This window comes from Bosea sp. PAMC 26642, from assembly GCF_001562255.1.
GTDB lineage: Bacteria > Pseudomonadota > Alphaproteobacteria > Rhizobiales > Beijerinckiaceae > Allobosea.
In genome coordinates, this window is the sequence record NZ_CP014301.1 from 2,746,616 (window position 1) to 2,768,220 (window position 21,605).

The 21,605-nt window shown below is 67.3% G+C and carries 16 protein-coding genes; 13 read left to right on the top strand and 3 right to left on the bottom strand.

What is annotated here, in order from left to right; all coding sequences use genetic code 11:
• The first annotated feature begins 55 nt into the window (after positions 1 to 55).
• Both AXW83_RS13330 and AXW83_RS13335 read left to right on the top strand, forming a co-directional pair.
• Entirely contained in the window at positions 56 to 1,180 is a 1,125-nt protein-coding gene (locus AXW83_RS13330; protein WP_066614223.1) for a metallophosphoesterase family protein, read from the top strand.
• Positions 1,177 to 3,807 carry an AAA family ATPase gene (locus tag AXW83_RS13335; protein ID WP_066614226.1) on the top strand — a complete coding sequence of 877 codons (2,631 nt, stop codon included), beginning with the start codon at positions 1,177 to 1,179 and terminating at the stop codon, positions 3,805 to 3,807. The genes AXW83_RS13330 and AXW83_RS13335 overlap by 4 nt, the downstream gene beginning before the upstream one ends.
• Positions 3,808 to 3,836: 29 nt before the next feature.
• Here AXW83_RS13335 and AXW83_RS13340 read toward each other — a convergent pair whose 3' ends face one another.
• Positions 3,837 to 4,895: a sugar phosphate isomerase/epimerase family protein gene (locus AXW83_RS13340; protein ID WP_066620456.1), complete on the bottom strand. Its 1,059-nt coding sequence runs from the start codon at positions 4,893 to 4,895 to the stop codon at positions 3,837 to 3,839.
• 425 nt (positions 4,896 to 5,320) lie between these two features.
• On the opposite strand from AXW83_RS13340, the gene AXW83_RS13345 reads away from it, so the two are divergent.
• The 9 genes from AXW83_RS13345 (at position 5,321) to AXW83_RS13385 (ending at position 15,554) form a co-directional block, all read left to right on the top strand.
• Complete coding sequence (locus AXW83_RS13345) at positions 5,321 to 6,316, top strand: ROK family protein (protein ID WP_210179597.1); 996 nt, start codon at positions 5,321 to 5,323, stop codon at positions 6,314 to 6,316.
• Positions 6,313 to 7,833 carry a sugar ABC transporter ATP-binding protein gene (locus tag AXW83_RS13350; protein ID WP_066614235.1) on the top strand — a complete coding sequence of 507 codons (1,521 nt, stop codon included), beginning with the start codon at positions 6,313 to 6,315 and terminating at the stop codon, positions 7,831 to 7,833. The genes AXW83_RS13345 and AXW83_RS13350 overlap by 4 nt, the downstream gene beginning before the upstream one ends.
• On the top strand, positions 7,820 to 8,842 hold the full coding sequence (locus AXW83_RS13355; RefSeq protein ID WP_066614236.1) for an ABC transporter permease: 1,023 nt from the start codon (positions 7,820 to 7,822) through the stop codon (positions 8,840 to 8,842). The genes AXW83_RS13350 and AXW83_RS13355 overlap by 14 nt, the downstream gene beginning before the upstream one ends.
• 32 nt (positions 8,843 to 8,874) lie before the next feature.
• Complete coding sequence (locus AXW83_RS13360) at positions 8,875 to 9,834, top strand: substrate-binding domain-containing protein (protein WP_210179598.1); 960 nt, start codon at positions 8,875 to 8,877, stop codon at positions 9,832 to 9,834.
• Positions 9,835 to 9,895: 61 nt separating this feature from the next.
• Complete coding sequence (locus tag AXW83_RS13365) at positions 9,896 to 11,059, top strand: Gfo/Idh/MocA family protein (RefSeq protein ID WP_066614240.1); 1,164 nt, start codon at positions 9,896 to 9,898, stop codon at positions 11,057 to 11,059.
• 203 nt (positions 11,060 to 11,262) lie between these two features.
• Positions 11,263 to 12,258 carry an ABC transporter ATP-binding protein gene (locus tag AXW83_RS13370; RefSeq protein WP_442855189.1) on the top strand — a complete coding sequence of 332 codons (996 nt, stop codon included), beginning with the start codon at positions 11,263 to 11,265 and terminating at the stop codon, positions 12,256 to 12,258.
• Positions 12,259 to 12,283: 25 nt separating this feature from the next.
• Complete coding sequence (locus tag AXW83_RS13375; protein ID WP_066614244.1) at positions 12,284 to 13,576, top strand: ABC transporter substrate-binding protein; 1,293 nt, start codon at positions 12,284 to 12,286, stop codon at positions 13,574 to 13,576.
• Positions 13,577 to 13,772: 196 nt separating this feature from the next.
• Complete coding sequence (locus AXW83_RS13380) at positions 13,773 to 14,660, top strand: ABC transporter permease (RefSeq protein ID WP_066614245.1); 888 nt, start codon at positions 13,773 to 13,775, stop codon at positions 14,658 to 14,660.
• Positions 14,661 to 14,663: 3 nt separating this feature from the next.
• Positions 14,664 to 15,554 (top strand): ABC transporter permease, encoded by an 891-nt coding sequence (locus tag AXW83_RS13385; RefSeq protein WP_066614246.1) that lies wholly within the window; start codon positions 14,664 to 14,666, stop codon positions 15,552 to 15,554.
• Positions 15,555 to 15,573: 19 nt separating this feature from the next.
• Here the strand turns inward: AXW83_RS13385 and AXW83_RS13390 are convergent, their stop codons facing one another.
• Both AXW83_RS13390 and AXW83_RS13395 read right to left on the bottom strand, forming a co-directional pair.
• On the bottom strand, positions 15,574 to 16,914 hold the full coding sequence (locus AXW83_RS13390) for an HlyD family type I secretion periplasmic adaptor subunit (protein ID WP_066614247.1): 1,341 nt from the start codon (positions 16,912 to 16,914) through the stop codon (positions 15,574 to 15,576).
• Positions 16,911 to 18,650, bottom strand: coding sequence for a type I secretion system permease/ATPase (locus tag AXW83_RS13395; RefSeq protein WP_066614249.1), 1,740 nt, complete (start codon positions 18,648 to 18,650; stop codon positions 16,911 to 16,913). The genes AXW83_RS13390 and AXW83_RS13395 overlap by 4 nt, the downstream gene beginning before the upstream one ends.
• A 401-nt stretch (positions 18,651 to 19,051) precedes the next feature.
• Between AXW83_RS13395 and AXW83_RS13400 the strand changes: the two genes are divergently transcribed.
• Together AXW83_RS13400 and AXW83_RS13405 are read left to right on the top strand one after the other, a co-directional pair.
• A complete protein-coding gene (locus tag AXW83_RS13400; RefSeq protein WP_066614251.1) occupies positions 19,052 to 20,572 on the top strand; it encodes a glycosyltransferase family 4 protein in 1,521 nt (506 codons plus the stop codon).
• A complete protein-coding gene (locus AXW83_RS13405; protein WP_066614252.1) occupies positions 20,569 to 21,597 on the top strand; it encodes a hypothetical protein in 1,029 nt (342 codons plus the stop codon). The genes AXW83_RS13400 and AXW83_RS13405 overlap by 4 nt, the downstream gene beginning before the upstream one ends.
• Positions 21,598 to 21,605 lie beyond the last annotated feature (8 nt).

Consider the following 21,605-nt stretch of genomic DNA (forward strand, 5'->3'; position numbering starts at 1 on the left):
CTATCAGTTCGGGGAACCGAGGCGAGCAGGCTGGCCCGCCCCCATCAAAGACGCTATGTTCCGTTTCATCCACAGTTCTGACCTGCATATCGGCAAGCGCTTCGGCACCATGCCGGAGGATCTGCGCGGCCGGCTTCGCGATGCGCGCCATACCGTGCTCGACCGGCTGGCCGCGCAGGCGCGCGCCGGCGGCGCGGGCACGATACTGCTGGCCGGAGACTGCTTCGATACCGAGACCCCGAGCCCGGCCATGCTGCGCCAGGCGCTGGCGGCCATGGCGGGTCATGCGCCGCTGCGCTGGATCATGCTGCCCGGCAATCACGATTCGCTGCTCGCCGACGAACTGTGGTCGGCCGCACGCGCCGCCCTCCCCGGCAATGTCCTGCTGGCGACGGAACCGGAGCCGATCGAACTGGCACCCGGCGTCGTGCTGCTTCCTGCACCCTGCACGACGCGTCGTCCCGGCCGCGACCTGACCGACTGGATGGACGCAGCAGCGACAGCCGAGGGGTCGCTGCGAATCGGTCTCGCCCATGGCGCCATCCGGAGCTTTTCGGAGGAAGGCGGCGGGCTCGAGATCATCGCGCCCGACCGCGCCGCGCGCGCCGGCCTCGACTATCTGGCGCTCGGCGACTGGCACGGCCAGATCCGCATCGACGCCCGCAGCTGGTACAGCGGCGCGCCCGAGCAAGACCGCTTCAAGCATGACGGACCCGGCCGCGCGCTGCTGGTCGCGCTCCCCGGCGCGGGCGCCCTGCCGGAGGTCGAGCCCGTCGAGACCGGCAGCTTCGACTGGCGCACGCTGCCGCTGGAACTTCTTTCCAATGACGATGCGGCCCAAGTGCTGGCGCAGCAGCTGCCATCGGGCGCCGCCCGCCGGCAGATCCTCCTGCGCGTGGTGGCTACGGGACGCGCGCGCCCTACCGCACGCGCGGCGCTCAACGGCGCCGTTGCCGCCGCCGCGCCGGAATTCGCCCATATGCTGCTAGAGGCCGAGGCGCTGGCGACGGACTGCGAGAGCGACGATCTCGACGCGATCGACCGCGCCGGAGCGCTGCGGCAGGCCGCCGACCTGCTGCTGGCCGAAAGCCGCGACGAGAACCGTTCGAGCGGCGAACGCCAGATCGCGAGCGACGCGCTGATCCGGCTGTTCTCCTATTGCGACGCGATGCAGCCATGAAGCTGACCGCGCTGCGCCTACACAATGTCCGGCGCTTCGCCGGCCGCGGCGTCGCCGTCGAGGGCATCGGCGACGGCGTCAACGTGCTCTGCGCGGTCAACGAGTTCGGCAAGTCGACCTGCTTCGACGCCCTGCACGCGCTGTTCTTCCAGCCCCATTCCGGCACACCCGGCGCCGTGCAGGCCCTGCGGCCCTATAGCGGCGGCAGTCCGCTGGTCGAGGCCGACATCGCGACCGCGGATGGGCCGTTCCGCCTGACCAAGCAGTTCTATGGCGGCAAGCGCGCCATGGTGCGGGAGATCGGCTCGGGTCGCCTGATCGCGCAGGCCGACGAGGCGGAGCGCTTCATCGCCTCGCTGGTCCAGGGCGGAACCGCCGGTCCCGCCGGCCTGCTCTGGGTGCGCCAGGGCGTGACCGGCATCGAGAGACGCGCCAAGAGCGACGAGGACGGAGAGAAGCGCGCCCGCGAATCCGTGCTGACCTCGGTCCAGGGCGAGGTCGAGTCGCTGACCGGCGGCCGGCGCATGGCGCAGGCGCTGGCGGCATGCGAGGAAGAACTGTCGCGGCTGGTGACGGGCAGCGGCCGGCCTAAGACGGGCGGCGCTTATGCGCAGGCCCTAGACGAACGCGAGCGGCTGACTGAGACCGAACGGCAGCTGGCCAGCGAGATGCGCGATCTTCGCGACGCGCTCGACAAGCGCCGCGCCGTCAAGACTGCCCTGGCCGAACTCGAAAACCCCGACGAGGACGCCGCCCGGCACGGGGCCCTGAAGCAGGCGCAGGCCGATTGGGAAACCGCCAGCGCGCATGGCGACGCCCTCAAGACGGCGCAGGCGCAGGCCGCATTGGCACGCAATCGCCGCGATGCGGCGGCCCTGATCCACGAAAACTATCGGCAAGGCCTCGCCCGCTTCGCGGCGCTGCGCGACCTCGAAAGCGACGCGACTGGCAGGCGCGATCTGGCGCTTGAGCGTCAGGGCGAGACGGCCCGCGCCAGTCAGGCTGCCGCCGAGGCGGTCGAGGCCGCCGAACGCGAGGAACGCGAGGCGCGCGACCTGCTGGCGCGGCTCGACAAGGCATTGCGTGCCCGCGCCGCGAGCGCCAGCCTCGCCGCGCTTCAGGCGACGAACGCGCAGGCGCAAGCCGCGCGGATGGAAATCGAAACCATCGAAGCCGAGTTGAAGGCGCTCGCCTTGCCGCCCGCCACCCTGCGCGAGATCGCAGCCCTCGAAACCGACATCGTCGGCCTGCGCGCCGTCGCAGCGATGCGAGCGCCGCTGGTCCGCGTCGCCTATCGCGATGGCGTGACAGGCGCCGTCAGCCTCGATGGCACGACTTTCGCCGACGGCGAGGAAAAACCTCTGACCGCCGGCTCGGCGCTGGAAATCGCCGGCATCGGCAGCGTCACGCTCAGGCTGCAGCAAGGCGGGAGCGGGCACGACAAGCTGGCGGCTACCGAGGCGAAACGCGCCGCGCTGCTGGCCTCGCTCGGCGTTGAAAACCTCGCTGAAGCCCATCGGCGCGCGACCACGGCGGGTGAGCGCAAGACCACCCTCGAACTCGCAAAGCAGCGACTCGCCCTGCTGGCGCCGACCGGCCTGCTCGCACAGCGCGAGGAGATCGCGCGGCTCTCCGCCGAAAGCGCCGGTGCGATCGAGATCAAGGCCGACCCCGTCACTGCGGGCGCCGCGCTCGCGGCAGCCGAAGCCCGCGTGACGGCCTCCCGCAATGCCGCGCGCGAGGCGCAGCCGCTGCGCGCGGCGGCCGACAGCGGTTTCGTCGAGGCGCAAACCGCTCTTGTCGCAGCCCAATCGGAGCTGGCGAGTCTCGGCGCCGCGCTGGGTGCCGAAGCCGGCCGCGCCGCGCGCGAGGCAGAACTCGCGAGCGCTCTCGCCATGGCCGAACAGGAATTCGCGACGGCGCAGCAGCGCGTCGAAGCCCTGCAAGCCGGCGCCGCCGATCTCGCCTCCGCGCAGGCAAAGCTCGCGCGCATGAAATCCGTCATCGAGGCCAGCAGGGCGAGGACCGCCGCGTTGCGCGAAGACCTCGCCGGCCTCAACGGCCAGATCCGCGTCCGCGCCGACGAGGCCGTCGAGGAAGCTTGGCAGGAGGCCGCCGAGAAGCTGGCCGAGGCCGGCGAGCGCGTGGCCCGTTTCGAACGGGAGGTGGCGCTGCTGACGCGGCTGCGCGCCGTGCTGGAGGCGGCGCAGGCAGACGCCCGCGACCATTATTTCGCGCCGGTGATGCGCGAATTGCGCCCTTTGCTCGGCCTGCTGTTCGAGGACGCGACCGTCACCTTCGACGAGGAGACATTGTTGCCGAAAACCGTCCGCCGCAACGGTCTGGAGGAGCCCGTCGGCGTCCTGAGTGGCGGGATGCGCGAGCAGCTCGCCGTTCTGACGCGGCTGGCCTTCGCCCGTCTCCTTGCCGGCGGCGGCCAGCCGGCCCCGGTCATTCTCGACGATGCGCTGGTCTTTTCCGACGACGACCGGATCGAGCGCATGTTCGACGCCCTGCACCGGCAGGCGAGCAATCAGCAGATCATCGTCTTCTCATGCCGCCAGCGCGCCTTCGCTCAGCTCGGCGGCAACATCCTGCAGATGATCCCGTGGGCGCCGGAGCCCTGACGGCCAGGACCTGACGGCCGCCGCCCCCGTCACTCCAGCCCCAGCATCCTGCGTGCAAGACCCGTGTCCTGCCCGCCGCCGGCGAAATCGTCGAAGGCCGTCTCGGTGACGCGGATGATGTGGTCGGCGATGAAGGCTGCGCCCTCGCGCGCGCCATCCTCGGGGTGCTTCAGCGCGCATTCCCACTCCAGCACGGCCCAGCCGTCGAAGCCGTATTGCGCGAGCTTCGAGAACACGCCCTTGAAATCGACCTGCCCGTCGCCGAGCGAGCGGAACCGCCCGGCACGGTCGATCCACGGCGCGTAGCCGGAATACACCCCCTGCCGCCCTGTCGGCCGAAACTCCGCGTCCTTGACGTGGAAGGCGCTGATCCGCTCGTGATAGATGTCGATGAAGGCGAGATGATCGAGCTGCTGCAGCACGAAATGCGACGGATCGTAGTTGATCCGGCAACGCGGGTGACCGTCGAGCCGGTCGAGGAACAGCTCGAAGGTCGCGCCGTCGAAGACGTCCTCGCCGGGATGCACCTCGAAGCCGACATCGACGCCCTCGGTCTCGTATGCATCAAGGATCGGGCGCCAGCGCCGCGCCAGCTCGGCGAAGGCCTCATCCGCGAGGCCGGGCGGCCGCTGCGGCCAGGGGTAGACGAACGGCCATGCCAGCGCGCCGGTGAAGCTCACAGTCCCCTTCAGGCCGAGCCGCCGCGCCGCGACCGCGCCGAGCTGCATCTGCGCCACCGCCCATTCCTGCCGCGCGGCCGGTTTCCCATGCAGATGCGCCGGCGCGAAGGCATCGAAAGCGGCGTCATAGACCGGGTTCACGGCGACGAGCTGCCCCTGCAGATGCGTCGACAGCTCCGTGATCGCGACGCCGCTCTCGGCCGCGACCCCGACGATCTCGTCGCAGTAATCCTGCGATTCCGCAGCCTTGGCGAGATCGAGGAAGCGCGCATCCCAGGACGGCAGCTGGACGCCGCGATAACCCAATCCGGCCGCCCAGCGGGTGATTTCCCCCCAGGACGAGAACGGCGCGGCGTCGCCGGCAAACTGGGCGAGAAAAATCGCGGGACCCTTCATCGTCGCGGGCATGGGCATGGCCTTCTTCAAAAATTAGAGCGGGCCGGACGTTGCGCACAGGCGCGCGCTTCGTCCAGCCCTTGATCGACAGAATGGTGGCCTCGCTTTCGTCTCTCTTCGGCTTGATATAGGTCGAAGTTCGGCCTTGAGCCCGGCTACGCGCTTCGCCTAGCCTGATCACGGAGCGGCCAGATAAGGCCGCCTGAGGAAACGATCGGGAGGCGGACATCGCCCTGCCCTGGCACCAACTGAGCCCAAGCGAGCTCACGCTGCTCGAGGCGACCTTCTGGTCGGGCGGATGCGCGCGCCATACGCTCGCCGAGACGCTCCAGTTCTCGCGCAGCAAGACCAATGCGATCACCGCCGGACTGCTTGCCCAGGGCCTGCTCGACGAAGTCGGCGTCCAGCATTCGACCGGCGGCCGCCGCCCCGAGACCTTGCGTATCCACGCCGGCATCGGCATCGTCTTCGGCGTTGATATCGGCGCGACCAGCCTCGATCTCGCGCTGCTGCGTCCCGACCTCTCCATCGTCGCCAGGCATTCGCAGGTGGCCGACGTCCAGGCCGGCCCCGGCCCGATCATGGCCAGGCTCAGGGCGCTGATGCCCAGAATGCTCGCCGATAATGGCCTCTCGCCCGACGACGTGCTTTCCGTCGGCATCGGCGTGCCCGGGCCGGTCAACTTCGCCATCGGCCAACTCGTCAATCCGCCGCTGATGCCCGGCTGGGATTCGTTCTCGATCCGCGACGACATGCGCCAGGTCACGCCGGCTCCGGTGTTCGTCGACAACGACGTCAACCTGATGGCGCTCGGCGCGCTGTGGCGGCTGCACCGGCAGATCGAGAATTTCCTCGTCATCAAGATCGGCACCGGCATCGGCTGCGGCATCGTCTGCCACGGCGAGCTCTATCGTGGCGCCACCGGCTCAGCCGGTGATATCGGCCATATCTGCATCGACCCGGACGGCCCACTCTGCCGCTGTGGCAACCGCGGCTGCGTCGAGGCGATGGCGGCCGCTCCCGCGATCGTCGCGATGGCGCTGGAGGCCGTCGAGGCCGGCGACAGTCCCTGGCTCGCGGACCGGCTGAAATCCGGAGGCAGGCTCGAGGCGGTCGATGTCGGCGCGGCGAGCCGGGCGGGCGACGCCGCCGCCGACGCGGTCGTCAGGCGCTCCGGCCATCTGATCGGCCAGGTGCTGGCGGCGCTGGTCAACTTCTACAACCCCTCGCACATCTTCATCGGCGGCGGCGTCTCGGCCATCGGCCCGATGTTCCTCGCCGCCATCCGGCAGAGCGTGAACCAGCGCTCGCTCGCACTCTCGACGCGCCATCTCGAAGTCACCTACGCGCCGCTCGGCGACGAGGCCGGGCTGATCGGGGCAGGCGTGCTCGCCATGCGCGAGGCCCTGCGCAACGGGAGGGCCGCCGCATGAACCCGTCCGTGCAGGACCGCGCCGGCGTCGCCGTCGCTTTCGACAACATCGTCAAGCGTTTCGGGCCGGTGCAGGTGCTGCACGGCGTCTCGTTCGCATTGGAGCCCGGCCGCGTCTACGGCCTGCTCGGCGAGAACGGCGCCGGCAAATCGACCCTGATGAAGATCCTCGCCGGCTACGAGCAGCCGAGCGAAGGCAGCGTCGCCATCGACGGACAACCGGTCTCGTTCAAGACCTCCCGCGACGCCGAAGATCTCGGCATCGTGCTGATCCATCAGGAGTTCAACCTTGCCGAGGATCTCAGCGTCGCCGGCAACATCTTCCTCGGCCATGAGCGGCGAAAAGGCTGGTTCCTTGACGAGAGCGCCATGCGCAGCGAGGCGCAGGCCGCACTGCGGCAGGTCGGGCTCGACCTCGACCCCGCGACGCCGGTGCGCCGGCTGATCGTCGCCGAAAAGCAGCTCGTCGAGATCGCCAAGGCCCTCTCCCGCAAGGCGCGCCTGCTGATCATGGACGAGCCGACGGCGACCCTCACCCCGTCCGAAGCCGCCCGCCTGTTCGGGCTGATCCGCCAGATGCGCGCAGACGGCGTCACCGTGATCTACATCTCGCACAAGCTCGACGAGGTCGAGGCGATCACCGACGAGATCCTCGTCATGCGCGACGGCCGTCTTGTCGGCCGGGCCGAGACCGCCTCGATCACGCGCCACGCCATGGCGACGATGATGGTCGGGCGCGAAATGGCCGACCTGTTCCCGCCGCGGCTGACGGTGGACGAAACGCGCGGGCCCGCGATGCGGGCGCGCAACATCGACGTGCCTGGCTGGGCGCAGGATGCGAGCTTCGAGGTCAGGCCCGGCGAGATCCTGGGCTTCGCAGGCCTCGTCGGGGCCGGCCGCACCGAACTTTTCGAGGGCATCCTCGGCCTGCGCCCGGCGACGGGCGAGGTCGAGATCGAGGGCCGGCCGCTGACGATCGGTTCGCTGCGCGAGGCGACCCGGCGCGGGCTGAGCTATCTGAGCGAGGACCGCAAGGGCAAGGGCCTGCATGTCGACTTCCAGCTTCGGCCGAACCTGACGCTGATGGCGCTGGAGCGCTATGCCAAGCCATGGCTAGACCCCTCGGCGGAGAAGCAGGCCCTGGCCAGGGCCATCGACGAATTCGGCATCCGCGCCGGCTCTCACACCGTCAGGACCTCGTCGCTCTCGGGCGGAAACCAGCAGAAGCTCGCGCTCGCCAAGGTGCTGCACCCCGATCCTCGCGTCGTCATCCTCGACGAGCCGACGCGCGGCGTCGATGTCGGGGCCAAGCGCGAGATCTACTTCCTGATCAATCGTCTCGCCCAGCAGGGGCTGGCGGTGATCGTCATCTCGTCGGAACTGCTCGAACTGATCGGGCTCAGCCATCGCGTCGCCGTGATGCGGGCGGGCCGCATCGTCGCGACCCTCACCGGCGACGAACTCACGGAAGACATCATGATCGCTCATGCCACGGGGACGCGACATGTCGCAGCCTGAGCCGCAAGCCACGGCATCCGAGACCGGATCGCGCCGGACGGACGCGAAGGCGTCCTGGTCGGAAACGCTCGGCAGCCTCGGCCCGATCGTCGGTCTCGTCATGCTTTGCATCGTCGGGACGCTGCTCAACGGCGATTTCGCCACGCCCGACAACCTGATGAACGTGCTGACCCGCACCGCCTTCATCGGCATCATCGCGGTCGGGATGTGCTTCGTCATCATCCTGGGTGGGATCGATCTCTCGGTCGGCTCGATGGCGGCGCTGATCGCCGGCTGCGTCATCATGTTCATGAACTGGGCCGGTCCGGCACTCGGCTCGCCGCTGCTGGCAGTTCTGCTCGGGGCGGGCCTCGCCGTGCTGCTCGGCGCCGGCTTCGGGCTGATCCACGGGCTGCTGATCTCGAAAGGCAGGATCGAGCCCTTCATCGTCACGCTCGGCACGCTCGGAATATTCCGCGCCTATCTGACCTATTTCGCCGATGGCGGCGCGCTGACGCTCTCCAACAACCTCGCGGACCTCTACGCGCCGGTCTATTACGGCAGCGCGCTCGGCGTGCCCGTTCCCGTCTGGGTCTTCCTGCTGGTGGCGCTCGTCGGCGCGCTGATCCTGAACAAGACCGCCTATGGCCGCTATGTCCAGGCGATCGGCTCCAACGAGACGGTCGCGCGCTATGCAGCCGTCGATGTCGATCGCATCAAGATCCTGACCTACATGCTGCTGGGCACCTGCGTCGGCATCGCGACGCTGCTCTATGTGCCGCGCCTCGGCTCGGCCTCGCCGACGACAGGCCTGCTCTGGGAGCTGGAGGCGATCGCCTCCGTCATCGTCGGCGGCGCCGCGCTGAAAGGCGGCTCGGGCAGCATCGTCGGCACCGTCATCGGCGCGATCCTGCTCTCGGTGATCAGCAACATCCTCAATCTGACGAGCATCATCAGCGTCTATCTGAACGCCGCCGTGCAGGGCTTCGTCATCATCACAGTCGCGTTTTTGCAGAAGGGCCGCCGCTAGGGCGATCCGATAAAAGGAGAGGAAACATGTCCATGAACAGGCGTAACGTTCTCAAATCCACCATCGCAGCGCTGGCCTTCTCGGCGGCACTCCCCGCGTTTGCCGCCGACCCGGTCAATCTCGGCGTCTCGATTCCCGCCGCCACCCACAGCTTCATGGGCGGCATCAACTATTGGGCCAACCAGGCCAAGAAGGATCTCGAAGCCGCGCACAAGGACCTGAAGATCACCATCAGGACAGCGGCCAACGCGACTGAGCAGGCCAACCAGCTCCAGGATCTGAGCTCGGTCAACAAGATCAACGCGCTCGTGGTCTTCCCCTTCGAGTCGGCGGCGCTGACGCGGCCGGTCGCCAACGTCAAGGCCAAGGGCGCCTATGTCACGGTCGTCGATCGCGGCCTGACCGACACCGCAGCGCAGGACGCCTATGTCGCCGGCGACAACACCGCCTTCGGCAAGATTCCGGCCGAGTACATCGCCAAGACGCTCGGCGGCAAAGGCAATGTCGTGGCGCTGCGCGGCATTCCGACAACGCTCGACACCGAGCGGATGGACGCCTTCACCGGCGTGCTGAAAGCCTATCCCGACATCAAGCTGCTCGACGCCAAATTCGCCAACTGGAACCGCGACGACGCCTTCAAGGTGACGCAGGACTTCCTCACCCGCTTCAAGGAGATCGACGCCTTCTGGGCTGCCGATGACGACATGGCCTTCGGTGCCATGCGCGCCATCGAGCAGGCCGGCCGCAAGGACATCAAGCTGATCTTCGGCGGCGCCGGCGCCAAGGACATGGTCAAGGTCATCCTCGACGGCTCCGATCCCCGGATCGGAGCCAATGTCAGCTATTCGCCGAAGTTCATCTACGACGCGATCAAGCTGACGGCCGAGGCGCGGCTGAAGGGCGAGAAGCTGCCGGCGACCACGATCATCCCCTCGGTGCTGATCGACAAGGCCAACGCCAAGGACTTCTACTACGCCGACTCGCCGTTCTGAACGCGCGCCTTTCCCGCGGCCGCCGCTTGAGCGGCGGCCGCTCTCTGACGATGGACGGCCCATGAGCGAGGATACCCCGCGCAAGCTGCGCTATGCGATGATCGGTGGTGGGCGCGACGCCTTCATCGGCGCGGTGCACAGGCACGCCATCGCACTCGACGGACTGGGCGAACTGACGGCCGGAGCGCTCTCCGCGACGCCGGAACGTGCCATTGCCTCCGGGCGGGCGCTCGGGCTTGCGACCGGGCGCAACCATGGCAGCTGGCAGAATCTGTTAAACGACGAGCTTAAACGCCTGCCGGAGGAGCGCGTCGATTTCGTCTCGATCGTCACGCCGACCGACACTCATTTCGAGGTCGCGCAGGCCTTCGTCGAGGCCGGCTTCCACGTCGTCTGCGACAAGCCGCTGGTCCACACGGCCGCGCAGGCTGACACGCTCGTCAAGGCCGTGGCAGCGCAGGGCACCGTCTTTGGCGTCACCTACAACTACACCGGCTACCCGATGGTCCGGCAGGCGCGCGACATGGTCCGCGACGGCACCATCGGCACGATCCGCAAGGTCGTCGTCGAATACAATCAGGGCTGGCTCGCCACCGCGCTGGAGCGCGACGGCCAGAAGCAGGCGAGCTGGCGCACCGACCCCGCTCGCAGCGGCCCGGCCGGCGCGCTCGGCGATATCGGCTCCCATGCCGAAAATCTCGTCGCCACCGTGACCGGGCTTCGGATCGAAGCGCTGGTCGCCGATCTCGCCGCCCTCGTGCCCGGCCGGGCGCTCGACGACGACGCCAGCATGTTGCTGCGTTTCCATGGCGGCGCGCGCGGCGTGCTGGTCTGCTCTCAGATCAATGCCGGGCTGGAGAACGATCTCCGCCTGCGCGTCTCGGGCACGCTGGGGACGCTGGAGTGGCGTCAGGAACGCCCGAGCCAGCTCGTCCACTACCGGCTCGACGGTGCAAAAATGATCCTGACGCGCGGCTCGCCTTGGCTGAGCCCGGCCGCGAAGAACGCCAGCCGCATCCCGGCCGGCCACCCGGAAGGCTTCATCGAGGCCTTCGCCAACGTCTATCGCGGCATCGTAGCCGACATCCGTGCCCGCCAGCCCGGCCGCATCGCAGACCCGCTGGAGGCGGACTATCCCGGCGTCGAGGACGGGGCCCGCGGCGTACGCTTCATCGAACGGGCCGTGCAGTCCTCGCGTGAGGGGCGATGGATCGGAATGGATTGATACCAAGAGCCCGTGGACAGCCCGCATGGGCGTCCGAAACGCCTTGATGCAATTTCCTTGTGCAGATGCCTGGCTTGCAGGCAGCCTGTTGCCGCCAGACGTTCAAGACAAAGCTTCACCGCCATCTGGGGCCTGCGGAGGCCTCACAGCTTCGGACGCCGCCTTGGCACGGTGCTTGTAAGGCGCTTGCCCTCACCCAGGAGGTGCGTGTGCGCGGCGCAGATCTCGAACTCGTCCAGGTCACCAAGCGCTATGGCGGGACGGTCGCCGTCGATGCGATCGATCTGCGCGTCAAGGCTGGTACCTATTGCTGCCTGCTCGGCCCGTCAGGCTGCGGCAAATCCTCGACCTTGCGGATGATCGCCGGACATGAGGCGGTCAGCGAGGGGGACATCATCCTCGGTCCCACCAACGTCACCGACTTGGCCCCCGCCCAGCGCGGCACGGCCATGATGTTCCAGAGCTACGCGCTCTTTCCCCATCTCTCCTGCGTCGACAATGTCGCCTTCTCGCTGAAGATGCGCGGCCTTGCCAAGGCCGAGCGCCGGGCGGAGGCAATGCGCCTGCTCGAACTCGTCGCCATGGAGCGCTACGCCGAGCGCCTGCCGGCCCAGCTTTCCGGCGGCCAGCAGCAGCGCGTCGCGCTCGCCCGCGCGCTGATCACCAAGCCGCAGATCCTGCTGCTCGACGAGCCGCTCTCAGCGCTCGACCCGTTCCTGCGCATCAAGATGCGCGCCGAGCTGAAGAAGCTGCAGAAGGAACTCGGCATCACCTTCATCCACGTCACCCATGGCGAGGACGAGGCGATGGCGCTGGCCGACCTGATGGTGGTGATGAACCAGGGGCTGATCGAACAGGCCGGGACACCGCGCGAGGTCTTCAACGCGCCCGCGACCGCCTTCATCGCCCGCTTCATCGGCGGCCACAACATCGTCTCGGATGCCAGCGGCTCGATCGCGGTCCGGACCGACAGGGTGCGCCTGACCAAGGCCGTGCAGGGCGCGGCCCGCACCGCCGTCGTCAGCGACGTCGAATACCAGGGCTCCTATGTGCAGATCGGGCTGCAGGCGGATTTCGCCTCCGACCTCACCGCCAATCTGAGCGAGGCCGTCTTCGACGCCGAGCCGCTCAATCCCGGCGACATGGTCGCCGTGAGCTGGAACGAGGCCGACATCCACCGACTGGCAACGGCTGCCTGAACAAACCAAGGAGGAGGAGAGAACGATGACGAGGACGACAAAGGATACGAAAAGCGTCTCGCGCCGCACGCTGCTGAAGGGCGCCGGCGCAACTGCGGGCTTCGCCGCCGGCTCGGGCGCGATCACGGGCTTTCCGGCCGTCTGGACGCAGGAGCCGAAGGTGCTGCGCTATCTCGGCACCGCGGTGAACCAGGCCGACGACATCACCAAGAAGGTCAAGGCCGACACCGGCATCACCATCGAATACATCTCGGCCACGACCGACGACGTAACCAAGCGCGTGATCACTCAGCCGAACTCGTTCGACGTCCTCGACACCGAGTATTTCAGCCTGAAGAAGCTGGTTCCGTCGGGCAACATCCTCGGCATGGACGCCCGCAAGATCAAGGAATTCGACAACATCACGCCGGTCTTCACCAAGGGCCAGCTGCCCAACGGCAAGGTCATCGGCGACCAGGGCACCGCGCCCAAGAAGGTGATGTTCGTCGAGGGCCAGAATTCGACCAAGTTCGCCTCCAGCGTCACGCAATGGGTGACGCTGATCCCGACGGTCTACAATGCCGACACGCTCGGCATCCGGCCGGACCTGATCAAGCGCCCAATCGAGAGCTGGAAGGAACTGCTCAACCCCGAATTCAGGGGCAAGGCCTCGATCCTGAACATCCCCTCGATCGGCATCATGGATGCCGCCATGGTGGTCGAGGCCGCCGGCCTCTACAAATATCCCGACAAGGGCAACATGACCCGGGCCGAGATCGACCTGACCATGAAGGTGCTGACGGAGGCCAAGAAGAGCGGCCAGTTCCGCGCCTTCTGGAAGGACTTCAACGAGAGCGTCAACCTGATGGCCTCGGGCGAGACGGTGATCCAGTCGATGTGGTCGCCGGCCGTCACGGCGGTCCGCACCAAGGGCATCGCCTGCACCTTCCAGCCGCTGAAGGAGGGCTATCGCTCCTGGGCCTCGGGCTTCTGTCTGTCCAAGTCGGTCACCGGCCGCAAGGCCGAACTCGCCTATGAATTCGTCAACTGGTTCCTGTCGGGCTGGGCGGGCGCCTATCTCAACCGGCAGGGCTACTATTCCGCCGTCCTCTCCACCGCCAAGGCCAACATGGAGCCCTATGAGTGGGCCTACTGGATGGAGGGCAAGGCAGCCGAGAAGGACATCAAGGGCCCCGACGGCTCGCTTCTGGAAAAGGCCGGCGCGACCCGCGACGGCGGCTCCTATGACGACCGCATGGGCAACGTCGCCTGCTGGAACGCGGTGATGGACGAGAACGACTACATGGTCAGGAAGTGGAACGAGTTCATCGCCGCGTGAGCCTGCTTCCCCGTTGATGAAAAAGCGCCGTCATCCCGGACGCAGCGAAGCGGAGATCCGGGATCCATCATAGAGCACCGTAAAGCCTTAGGATGGATCCCGGATCGGCGCGGCTACGCCGCTTGTCCGGGATGACGCGGAGGGTGGAGCAAGGTCTGCCCGCAACCACCAGCCCAGGACGAGAACCGCCAAGCTCATGCCAGCAACCAGATCCGCTTACGCCCCGCCGGCCTGGCTCCAGGCGCTGCCCTTCGCAGGCGCGTTCGCGCTCTTCTTCGTCATCCCGCTGCTCTTCGTCGTGATGGTCTCGTTCTGGGACTACAACGACTATGCGATCATCCCGAGCTTCACGACGCGCTCCTATGTCGAGACCTTCGAGGGCTGCTTCGACCAGCTGCCCGAGCTCTGCACCATCCTGCGCACATATCTCTCGACGGTGAAGTTCTGCCTGATCGTCTGGGCGCTGACGCTGGTGATCGGCTTCACCATCGCCTATTTCCTCGCCTTCCACGTCCACTCGGTCACGATGCAGATGACGCTGGCGCTGGTCTGCACGATCCCGTTCTGGACCTCCAACGTCATCCGCATGATCTCCTGGGTGCCGCTGCTCGGCCGCAACGGGCTGGTCAACACGGCACTGATCAATCTCGGGATCATCAAGCAGCCGATCGAGTGGCTTCTGTTCTCGCAGTTTTCGGTGGTGCTCGCCTTCGTCCACCTATTCACCTTCTTCATGGTGATCCCGATCTTCAATTCGATGGCGCGCATCGACAAGCGCCTGCTCGAGGCGGCCTATGATGCCGGCGCCAGCGGCTGGCAGACGCTCTGGAACGTCGTCATCCCGCTGGCCAAGCCCGGCATCGTCATCGGCTCGATCTTCGTCGTCACCATCGTGATGGGCGATTTCATCACCGTGGGCGTCATGGGCGGCCAGCAGATCGCCTCGGCCGGCAAGATCATCGAGACGCGGCTGAACGCGTTGCAGTTCCCGCCCGCCGCCGCCAACGCCGTAATTCTGCTCGCGATCACCCTTCTGATCATCACGGCGCTGAACCGCTTCGTCGATATCAGGAAGGAGCTTTGAGCCATGCGCGAGGGACGTCCCGCCTCCTTCTACTGGCTCGCCGCCTTCTTCGGCCTCTTCGTGCTGTTCCTCTACGGCCCGATGATCGCGATCTTCGTGCTCTCCTTCCAGGGTCCGACCGGCGGCATGACCTTCCCGATGAACGGGGTCTCGCTGCACTGGTTCGGACGGCTCTGGGCGGGCGGCGGCATCGTCGATATCAAATCCGCCTTCTGGCGCTCGCTTCAGCTCGGACTGACCGTGATGGTGATCACCATGGTCTTCTCGGTGCTGGCGGGCCTCGCCTTCCGCAAGCGCTTCTTCGGCCAGAACCTGCTCTTCTACGTCACCATCGCCAGCCTGATCGTGCCCTCGATCGTGACCTCGCTCGGCATCGCCCTGCAGTTCCGCCTCTTCGACGAGGTGGTCAAAGCCCATGCGCCGGCCTTCATCTCCGACAGCTACAACACCGCCATGGGCATCTTCACCTCGGGTCTCGGCGCCCATCTCACCTGGGCCCTGCCCTTCGGGCTCCTGATCATGTTCGCGATCTTCAACCGCTTCGACGGAAGGCTGGAGGAAGCGGCGCGCGACCAGGGCGCCACGCCCTGGCAGACTTTTGCCCATGTCATCCTGCCGGTGATCCTGCCGTCGCTGATCGGCGTCGGTCTTTTCGGCTTCACCTTGTCCTGGGACGAGATCGCGCGCTCCTCACAGGCGATCGGTGAGAAGAACACCCTGCCGCTCGAACTGCAGGCCCTGACCTCGACCGTGACCACGCCCGAGATCTACGCGCTGGGAACGGTCACGACGGCTGTGTCCTTCCTCGTCATCGGTCTCGCGCTGGCCGCGATCCTGACGCTGCGGGCGCGACAGGCGCGTCGAGGTTCCGACGCCGGCAAGGGGATGGTGTAAAATCAGAGGCCGATAATTTTCAGCGCTCGCGGAAGGTGCGGCCCATCTGCGTCTGGATCGGCTTCATCAGGAACCCGATCGGACTACGTTGCACGGTTTCGATGAACGCCTCGGCCTGCATTCCGGCCATGATCCTGATCGGAGCCAGCCGCTCGAACTCCTGCCGGGGCATCTCGACCCGGACGGTGTAGTAGACGAGGCCCTGGCGCTCGTCGCGGGTCGTGTCGGCGCTGACGCGGGCGACGGTGCCGGTGAGTTCGGGATTGGTCGATTGGTTGCCGGCCTGGACCTTGACCCGCACGATCTGCCCCGGGCTGATCTGGTCGATGTCGCCGGGCGCAACCCGGGTTTCGAGCTGCAGATCGTCGTCGCCGGGCACGATCAGCATGGCCGCCTCGCCCGCCTGCAGCACCCCGCCGACGGTGTGCATCGCGAGCTGGTGCACCGTGCCGCTGTTGGGCGCGCGCAGCTCGATCCGTTTGAGCTGGTCCTGCGCGGCGGTGCGCCGCTCGACCAGTTCGCCCTCGCGGCCCTGGATCTCACGGAGCTCCTTCATCACCTCGGCGCGCTGATCCTCGTCGATCTGGATGATCTGGAGCTCGATCTCGGCGATCTTGCCCTCGGCCTGCGCGATGTTGGCGATCAATTGCCCGCGCTGGCCTTCGAGGCTGGCCTGCTCGCGCTGCAGGGCGCTGAGCCGCGTCAGCTGGATCAGCTTTCGCTTGTACAACTCCTGCACGCCCTCGAGTTCGATCTTGATGATCTCGGACTCGCGCTCCTTGGCGCCCTGTTGCGCCGCGAGCCCGATGACCTCGTCATGCAGCTGCGCGACGCGCTTGCGCAGCTGCGCGCGCTGCCCGTCGCGGGACATGCGGCGCACCTCGAACAGCCGCGTCTCGGCCGCGATCAGCCGCGCGACGTCGGGCTCGCCCGCGCGCGCCTTGATGTCCGGTGAGAGCGTCAGCGTCTGGCGCCCGTCCCGCTCCGCATCGAGCCGCGAGGAGCGAACGGAGAACTCGTCGAGCTGCTTGGTGAGGATCTGGTGGTTCGCCCGCACGACCGTCTCGTCGAGCCGCAGCACGATGTCGCCGGCCTTGACGCGCTGGCCCTCGCGCACCAGCAGTTCGCCGACGACGCCGCCGGTCGGGTGCTGCACCTTCTTCACGTCGCTGGCGACGACGAACTGCCCACTGGCGGCGACCGCGCCCTGCAGGGTCGTCGTCACCGACCAGAGCGCGAGCGTGCCCACGAAGACACCGATCACGATGAGACCGAGGCGCAATTGCTGCCGCAGCGACTCGGCATAGTCGATCTTGCCGGAAACGGCGGCATCGGGCGATCCGGCATTCGTTACGCTCATGCGGATACCATGCGGGGCGCGGGCGGCGGGACGCTGGCCGGGACTGGCCGGACGAAGCTCTGCAGCAGTTCGTCGCGCGGACCGAACGCGGTGATGCGGCCCTCTTTCAGCACCGCGACGAGATTGACGGCGGCGAGCCCCGAGGGCCGGTGCGTGATCACGATCGCGACTCCGCCGCGGGCGCGGATCGAGCGGATGGCGACGTTCAGCGCCTCGTCGCCCTCGCTGTCGAGATTGGCATTGGGCTCGTCGAGCACGACGAGGAAGGGGTCGCCATAGAGCGCCCGGGCGAGGCCAACGCGCTGGCGCTGCCCGCCCGACAAGGCGGCGCCGCCCTCGCCGATCCGCGTATCGTAGCCCTTGGGCAGCGTGAGGATCAGCTCATGCGCCGCCGCCGACGTGGCTGCTGCGATGATCGAGGCGGCGCTGGGATTGGCGGTAAAACGGGCGATGTTCTCGGCCACCGTGCCGTCGAACAGCTCGACATCCTGCGGCAGGTAGCCGACATGGGCACCGAGTTGGTCGCCCCATTGGTCGAGCGCGGCGCCGTCGATGCGCACGCTTCCCTTCAGCGGCGGCCAGACCCCGACGATCGCACGCGCCAATGTCGATTTTCCCGATCCGGTCGGGCCGATGATGCCGACCGCGTCACCGGTCGACAGCCGCATCGAGACGCCAAGCAGGACCGGCTTGGAATGCCCCGGCGGCGCCACGACGATGTCTTCCATCGCGACGAACCTCACCGGCGGCGGCAGCGGCAGGCGTTCCTCGGGCGCCGGCACAAGCGCGAGACTCTGCTCCAGCCGATGATAGGCCTGCCGGGCCGCGACGAACACCTTCCAATGCGAGACCGCCGTCTCGATCGGCGCCAGCGCCCGCGAGGTCAGGATAGAGGCGGCGATGATCGAGCCGGCCGAGATTTCGCCGCGAATGGCCAGGAACGCGCCAAGCCCCAGCGCGGCCGACTGAAGGACGAGGCGGAACACCTTTGCGATCGAGCCGAGCCCGCTGATGACATCGCTGGCCCGCAGGGTCTCGGCGACATGCCGCTCGCTGATCCTTGTATAGCGGTCGAGGAAAGTCCGGCGCATCCCGAGCGCGGCAACCACCTCGGCATTGCGTCGGGTCGCCTCGACGAGACCGTGCCGGCGCGCGCCGATATCGGCGAGAGCCTGGGCCGGAGGCTGGCTGCGGCGCTCGGTCAGCAGCATCAGCCCGATGATGACGGCACCACCGCACACCGTCAGCCAGCCGAGCCAGGGATGCAGCAGGAAGGTCACGATCAGGAAGATCGGCATGAACGGCATGTCGAACAGGGCGGTCGGGCCCAATCCGGAGAGAAAGCTGCGAATCTGGTCGAGATCGCGCACCGGCGCGACGACCTCGCCCCCGCGCGCGCCTTTCAGCGGCAGGTCGGCGACGACCTGATAGGCACGCGGCGCCAGCATCTCGTCGAAACGCGCGCCGATCCGCGCCAGCATCCGCGAGCGCAGCCCGTCGAGCCCCCCCTGCAGCAGGAAGGCGGCCAGCGCGATCAGGGACAAAGCCACCAGCGTCGCGACCGAACGGCTTGTCAGCACGCGGTCATAGACCTGCAGCATGTAGAGCGAGCCGGTCAGATAAAGCAGGTTCACCAGGCCGGAAAACAGGGCCACTCCGCCAAACCAGCGCCCACAGGAGCGCAGGGCCAGTTCAACCTCGCCAGGGCGCCCGCTGCGCCGATACAGGTCGATCATCCACCCACCCTGCTTGCCTTGCTCCTTACGGACACAACTTCGCCACCGCCTGCGCAGACCCTTTTACGCGATTTACCCGCCGTCAACCACGTTAGCCATCACCATGTCCGCATCGCCGCCGCCGCGCATCTGCCGGGAAGACTTCCGGGTATGATTGCGCCGCCATCACACGCAGAAATACGCGCCTCAGGCAAGGGTGCGATGCAGCCAAGCCCTTCAGATATATGGCAGTATGCTGAAGCGATTCGGCCGGCCGGGGCGTTGCACGGCGGCTCAGGCAGGTCCTGGGAACGGCCGGTCGCCGGCAAGCCGCGACGGCTTGACCGACCGGGGTGTTCCCCTAAGCTGCACTGCAGCATAGATCGCGGCAGCCGGGCATTCGATGAGGGCGTTTCTGAAGAATGATCGGCTCTCTGAACTGGTTCACGCCGCTGCCGCCGGCCCGGAACGGGATTGCCGACTATTCGGCCATGCTTCTCGAGGAGATGGTCAGGATCGTTCCATGCGCCTGCTATTCGCAGGAGCCGCTGCCTGACCTGCCTGATGGCGTCGAACTGCGCGATCCCCGGCAGTCCTTTCGTCATTTCGGCCCGCAATCGGCGGTCCTGCACCAGATCGGCAATAATGGCGGGCACATCTTCGTGCTGGAAGCGCTGCGCCGCCATGGCGGCGTGGTCTCGCTGCACGATCTCAGCCTGCTCTATTTGTACGAGCTCGCCTCGCCCCGGCTCGAGTCGATCCTGCGCCACATGCAGAATCCGGCACGCGAACTCGGTGAGACCTATGCCCGGCATTGGAAGGAGGATGGCGTCAAGACGGCGGCCAACTACATCCTCTTCGACATGGTCGGAGAGGTTCTGAAACTCTCCCGCAGCGTCATCGTCCATTCCGAATATGCCCGCCGCAAACTCGCAGCGGTGCATGGCGCGCAGGCGGCGTCCAAAATCTCCGTCATCCCCCACTTCGCCCCGAAGCTGAAGGTGACCGACCACGAGGCGGCACGCGCCGCGCTCGGCATCGCGCCCGATGAGATCCTGATCCTGACCTCGGGCTTCGCCACCAAGGTCAAGCGCTTCGACTGGCTCGTCGATGCCTTGCACAAGCTGCGGCAGCAGGGCCGCGCCTTCCGCTGGATCCATGCCGGCGAGGAACGCCCGTCCGAATATGATCTTGGCGCGGCGATCGCGGCCAGGCCGGGACTGGGAGAGGTCTCAAAAATTACCGGCTACATCGCCGAGGACATGCTCGACACTCACATCGTCGCCGCCGACATCGTCGTCAATCTGCGTTTCCCTTCGGTCGGCGAAAGCTCGGGCACGTTGGCGCGCGCCTTCTCGGCGGGCCGCTGCTGCGTCGTCAACGACACCGCCGCCTATGCCGAGATCCCACGCGACATCGCAGTCCAGATCCCCGTCTTCGACACGGTCGAGGCGCTGGTCCGTGCACTGGCCGGCCTGATCGATTCACGCGAAATTCGCGAGACTTTCGGGGAACGGGCGCGCCTTTTCGCGCAGACGACGCTCTCGCTTCCATCGGTCGCCCGCCGCTATCTCGACGTTATCGAGGCCAGCTATGCGGAACAGCCCACCATCAGCTCGGAGCCTGCGCGGCCGCGCCCGGCTGCGAAGATAGCCATCGACATCGACGGCCAGGTCCCGGCGCTGCCGGCCCTGTTCGGGCAATCGCCTGGACCGTTCGAGCTGATCCTGTGGTTCTCCTCAGCCGATCAGTTCGCCTCCGAGGCCCTGCGCCAGCCCTCCTTCCTGCGCCGGGCGCTTGGCCCGCATCTGGCGATCGAATCCGTGCGCTTCGTCGCAAGCGAACCCCGGCCCACCATCAAGGCCGCTTATGTCCCCGCCTTGGCCACGCCGGCCGGCCCCGGCGCGATCGGGCTTTTGATCAGCGGCACGGTGCACGGATGAGGAAAGCCAGCGCGCTCGAACACAAGCTCCAGTCGAAGCCAAACTCCGCGGACGCGGCTGGCGGACCGCTGAATCTCGTCCAGGCGATCGCGGCGCTGATCGGCCCCGTGCAGTTCGTCGATCTGAGTTTTCCGCGCTGTACCTCGATCGCGATCGCAGGCGGCGACGCGACCCAGGTCCTGCTCGGCCCCCGCTCCCGCCTCGAGCATGATTTCCTGGCGAGGTTCCGCCAGCATGGCGGGCACCATCCGCTGGTCGTCGTCGACTGGGCGGGCGACGATTTCTCCTGGCCGCCCTCGCATCTCGATGCGAGCCTGCGCGGCGTCAGCCTCGTCGCCTTCTTCGACAGCGCGACCGAAGCCTCCGGCATCGCCGAACGGCTGAGGCAGGAGGCGACGGCCCTGGTCGTGCCGTTCCCGCACAGCCAGACCGAGCAGGACGCCTTCCAGTCCGGCGGGTTCCGGGGCTTTTCGCCAGCGCTGCTGAAGCATACCGGCACCGGGACGAGCTGCGTGCTGCTGGTCCCCGATACGCTCCTGCCCGTCGCCACCGATGGCGCGGCCGAGGCCGGGCCGTCCTCGGCGATGCCCGGCGGCATCACCCGCGAATTCACCGACTCGAACGCCGACCCGTCGACCATGACGCTGGCGGCACGCTCCTTCATTCATGATGGCGGCTACACCAGCGAGGGCGATCTGCACTATTCCTGGCTTTGGACCGGGCCGGATTCGCATTTCCGCCTGGTGATCCCGGGTTCGACCAGCCGGCCGCACGGCACATTGGAGATTTTCGTCATCCGCACCGAGGAGCGCCAGAACATCGACGCGATGATCACGCAGATCGACGGCCGCCACGTCCCCCATGCGCTCGATCGCTGGTCCGAGAACAGCGGCAAGGTCGTGATCGACCTGCCGCCCTCCGAGGACTACCGTATTCTGACGCTGCTCGTGCCGAAGATGGTGGCCGACGGCAACAGCGGGCGCCTGCTCGGCCTGTGCATCGACAAGATCGTCCTGACCTCATGATCGCCCGG

Excerpts from the sequence above, each read along its gene's own strand:
- AXW83_RS13360 (WP_210179598.1), top strand. The coding sequence starts at position 8,875 with ATGAACAGGCGTAACGTTCTCAAATCCACCATCGCAGCGCTGGCCTTC.
- AXW83_RS13355 (WP_066614236.1), top strand. The coding sequence starts at position 7,820 with ATGTCGCAGCCTGAGCCGCAAGCCACGGCATCCGAGACCGGATCGCGC.
- AXW83_RS13395 (WP_066614249.1), bottom strand. The coding sequence starts at position 18,650 with ATGATCGACCTGTATCGGCGCAGCGGGCGCCCTGGCGAGGTTGAACTG.
- AXW83_RS13330 (WP_066614223.1), top strand. The coding sequence starts at position 56 with ATGTTCCGTTTCATCCACAGTTCTGACCTGCATATCGGCAAGCGCTTC.
- AXW83_RS13335 (WP_066614226.1), top strand. The coding sequence starts at position 1,177 with ATGAAGCTGACCGCGCTGCGCCTACACAATGTCCGGCGCTTCGCCGGC.
- AXW83_RS13405 (WP_066614252.1), top strand. The coding sequence starts at position 20,569 with ATGAGGAAAGCCAGCGCGCTCGAACACAAGCTCCAGTCGAAGCCAAAC.
- AXW83_RS13385 (WP_066614246.1), top strand. The coding sequence starts at position 14,664 with ATGCGCGAGGGACGTCCCGCCTCCTTCTACTGGCTCGCCGCCTTCTTC.
- AXW83_RS13340 (WP_066620456.1), bottom strand. The coding sequence starts at position 4,895 with ATGCCCGCGACGATGAAGGGTCCCGCGATTTTTCTCGCCCAGTTTGCC.
- AXW83_RS13350 (WP_066614235.1), top strand. The coding sequence starts at position 6,313 with ATGAACCCGTCCGTGCAGGACCGCGCCGGCGTCGCCGTCGCTTTCGAC.
- AXW83_RS13380 (WP_066614245.1), top strand. The coding sequence starts at position 13,773 with ATGCCAGCAACCAGATCCGCTTACGCCCCGCCGGCCTGGCTCCAGGCG.
- AXW83_RS13365 (WP_066614240.1), top strand. The coding sequence starts at position 9,896 with ATGAGCGAGGATACCCCGCGCAAGCTGCGCTATGCGATGATCGGTGGT.
- AXW83_RS13400 (WP_066614251.1), top strand. The coding sequence starts at position 19,052 with ATGATCGGCTCTCTGAACTGGTTCACGCCGCTGCCGCCGGCCCGGAAC.
- AXW83_RS13390 (WP_066614247.1), bottom strand. The coding sequence starts at position 16,914 with ATGAGCGTAACGAATGCCGGATCGCCCGATGCCGCCGTTTCCGGCAAG.
- AXW83_RS13375 (WP_066614244.1), top strand. The coding sequence starts at position 12,284 with ATGACGAGGACGACAAAGGATACGAAAAGCGTCTCGCGCCGCACGCTG.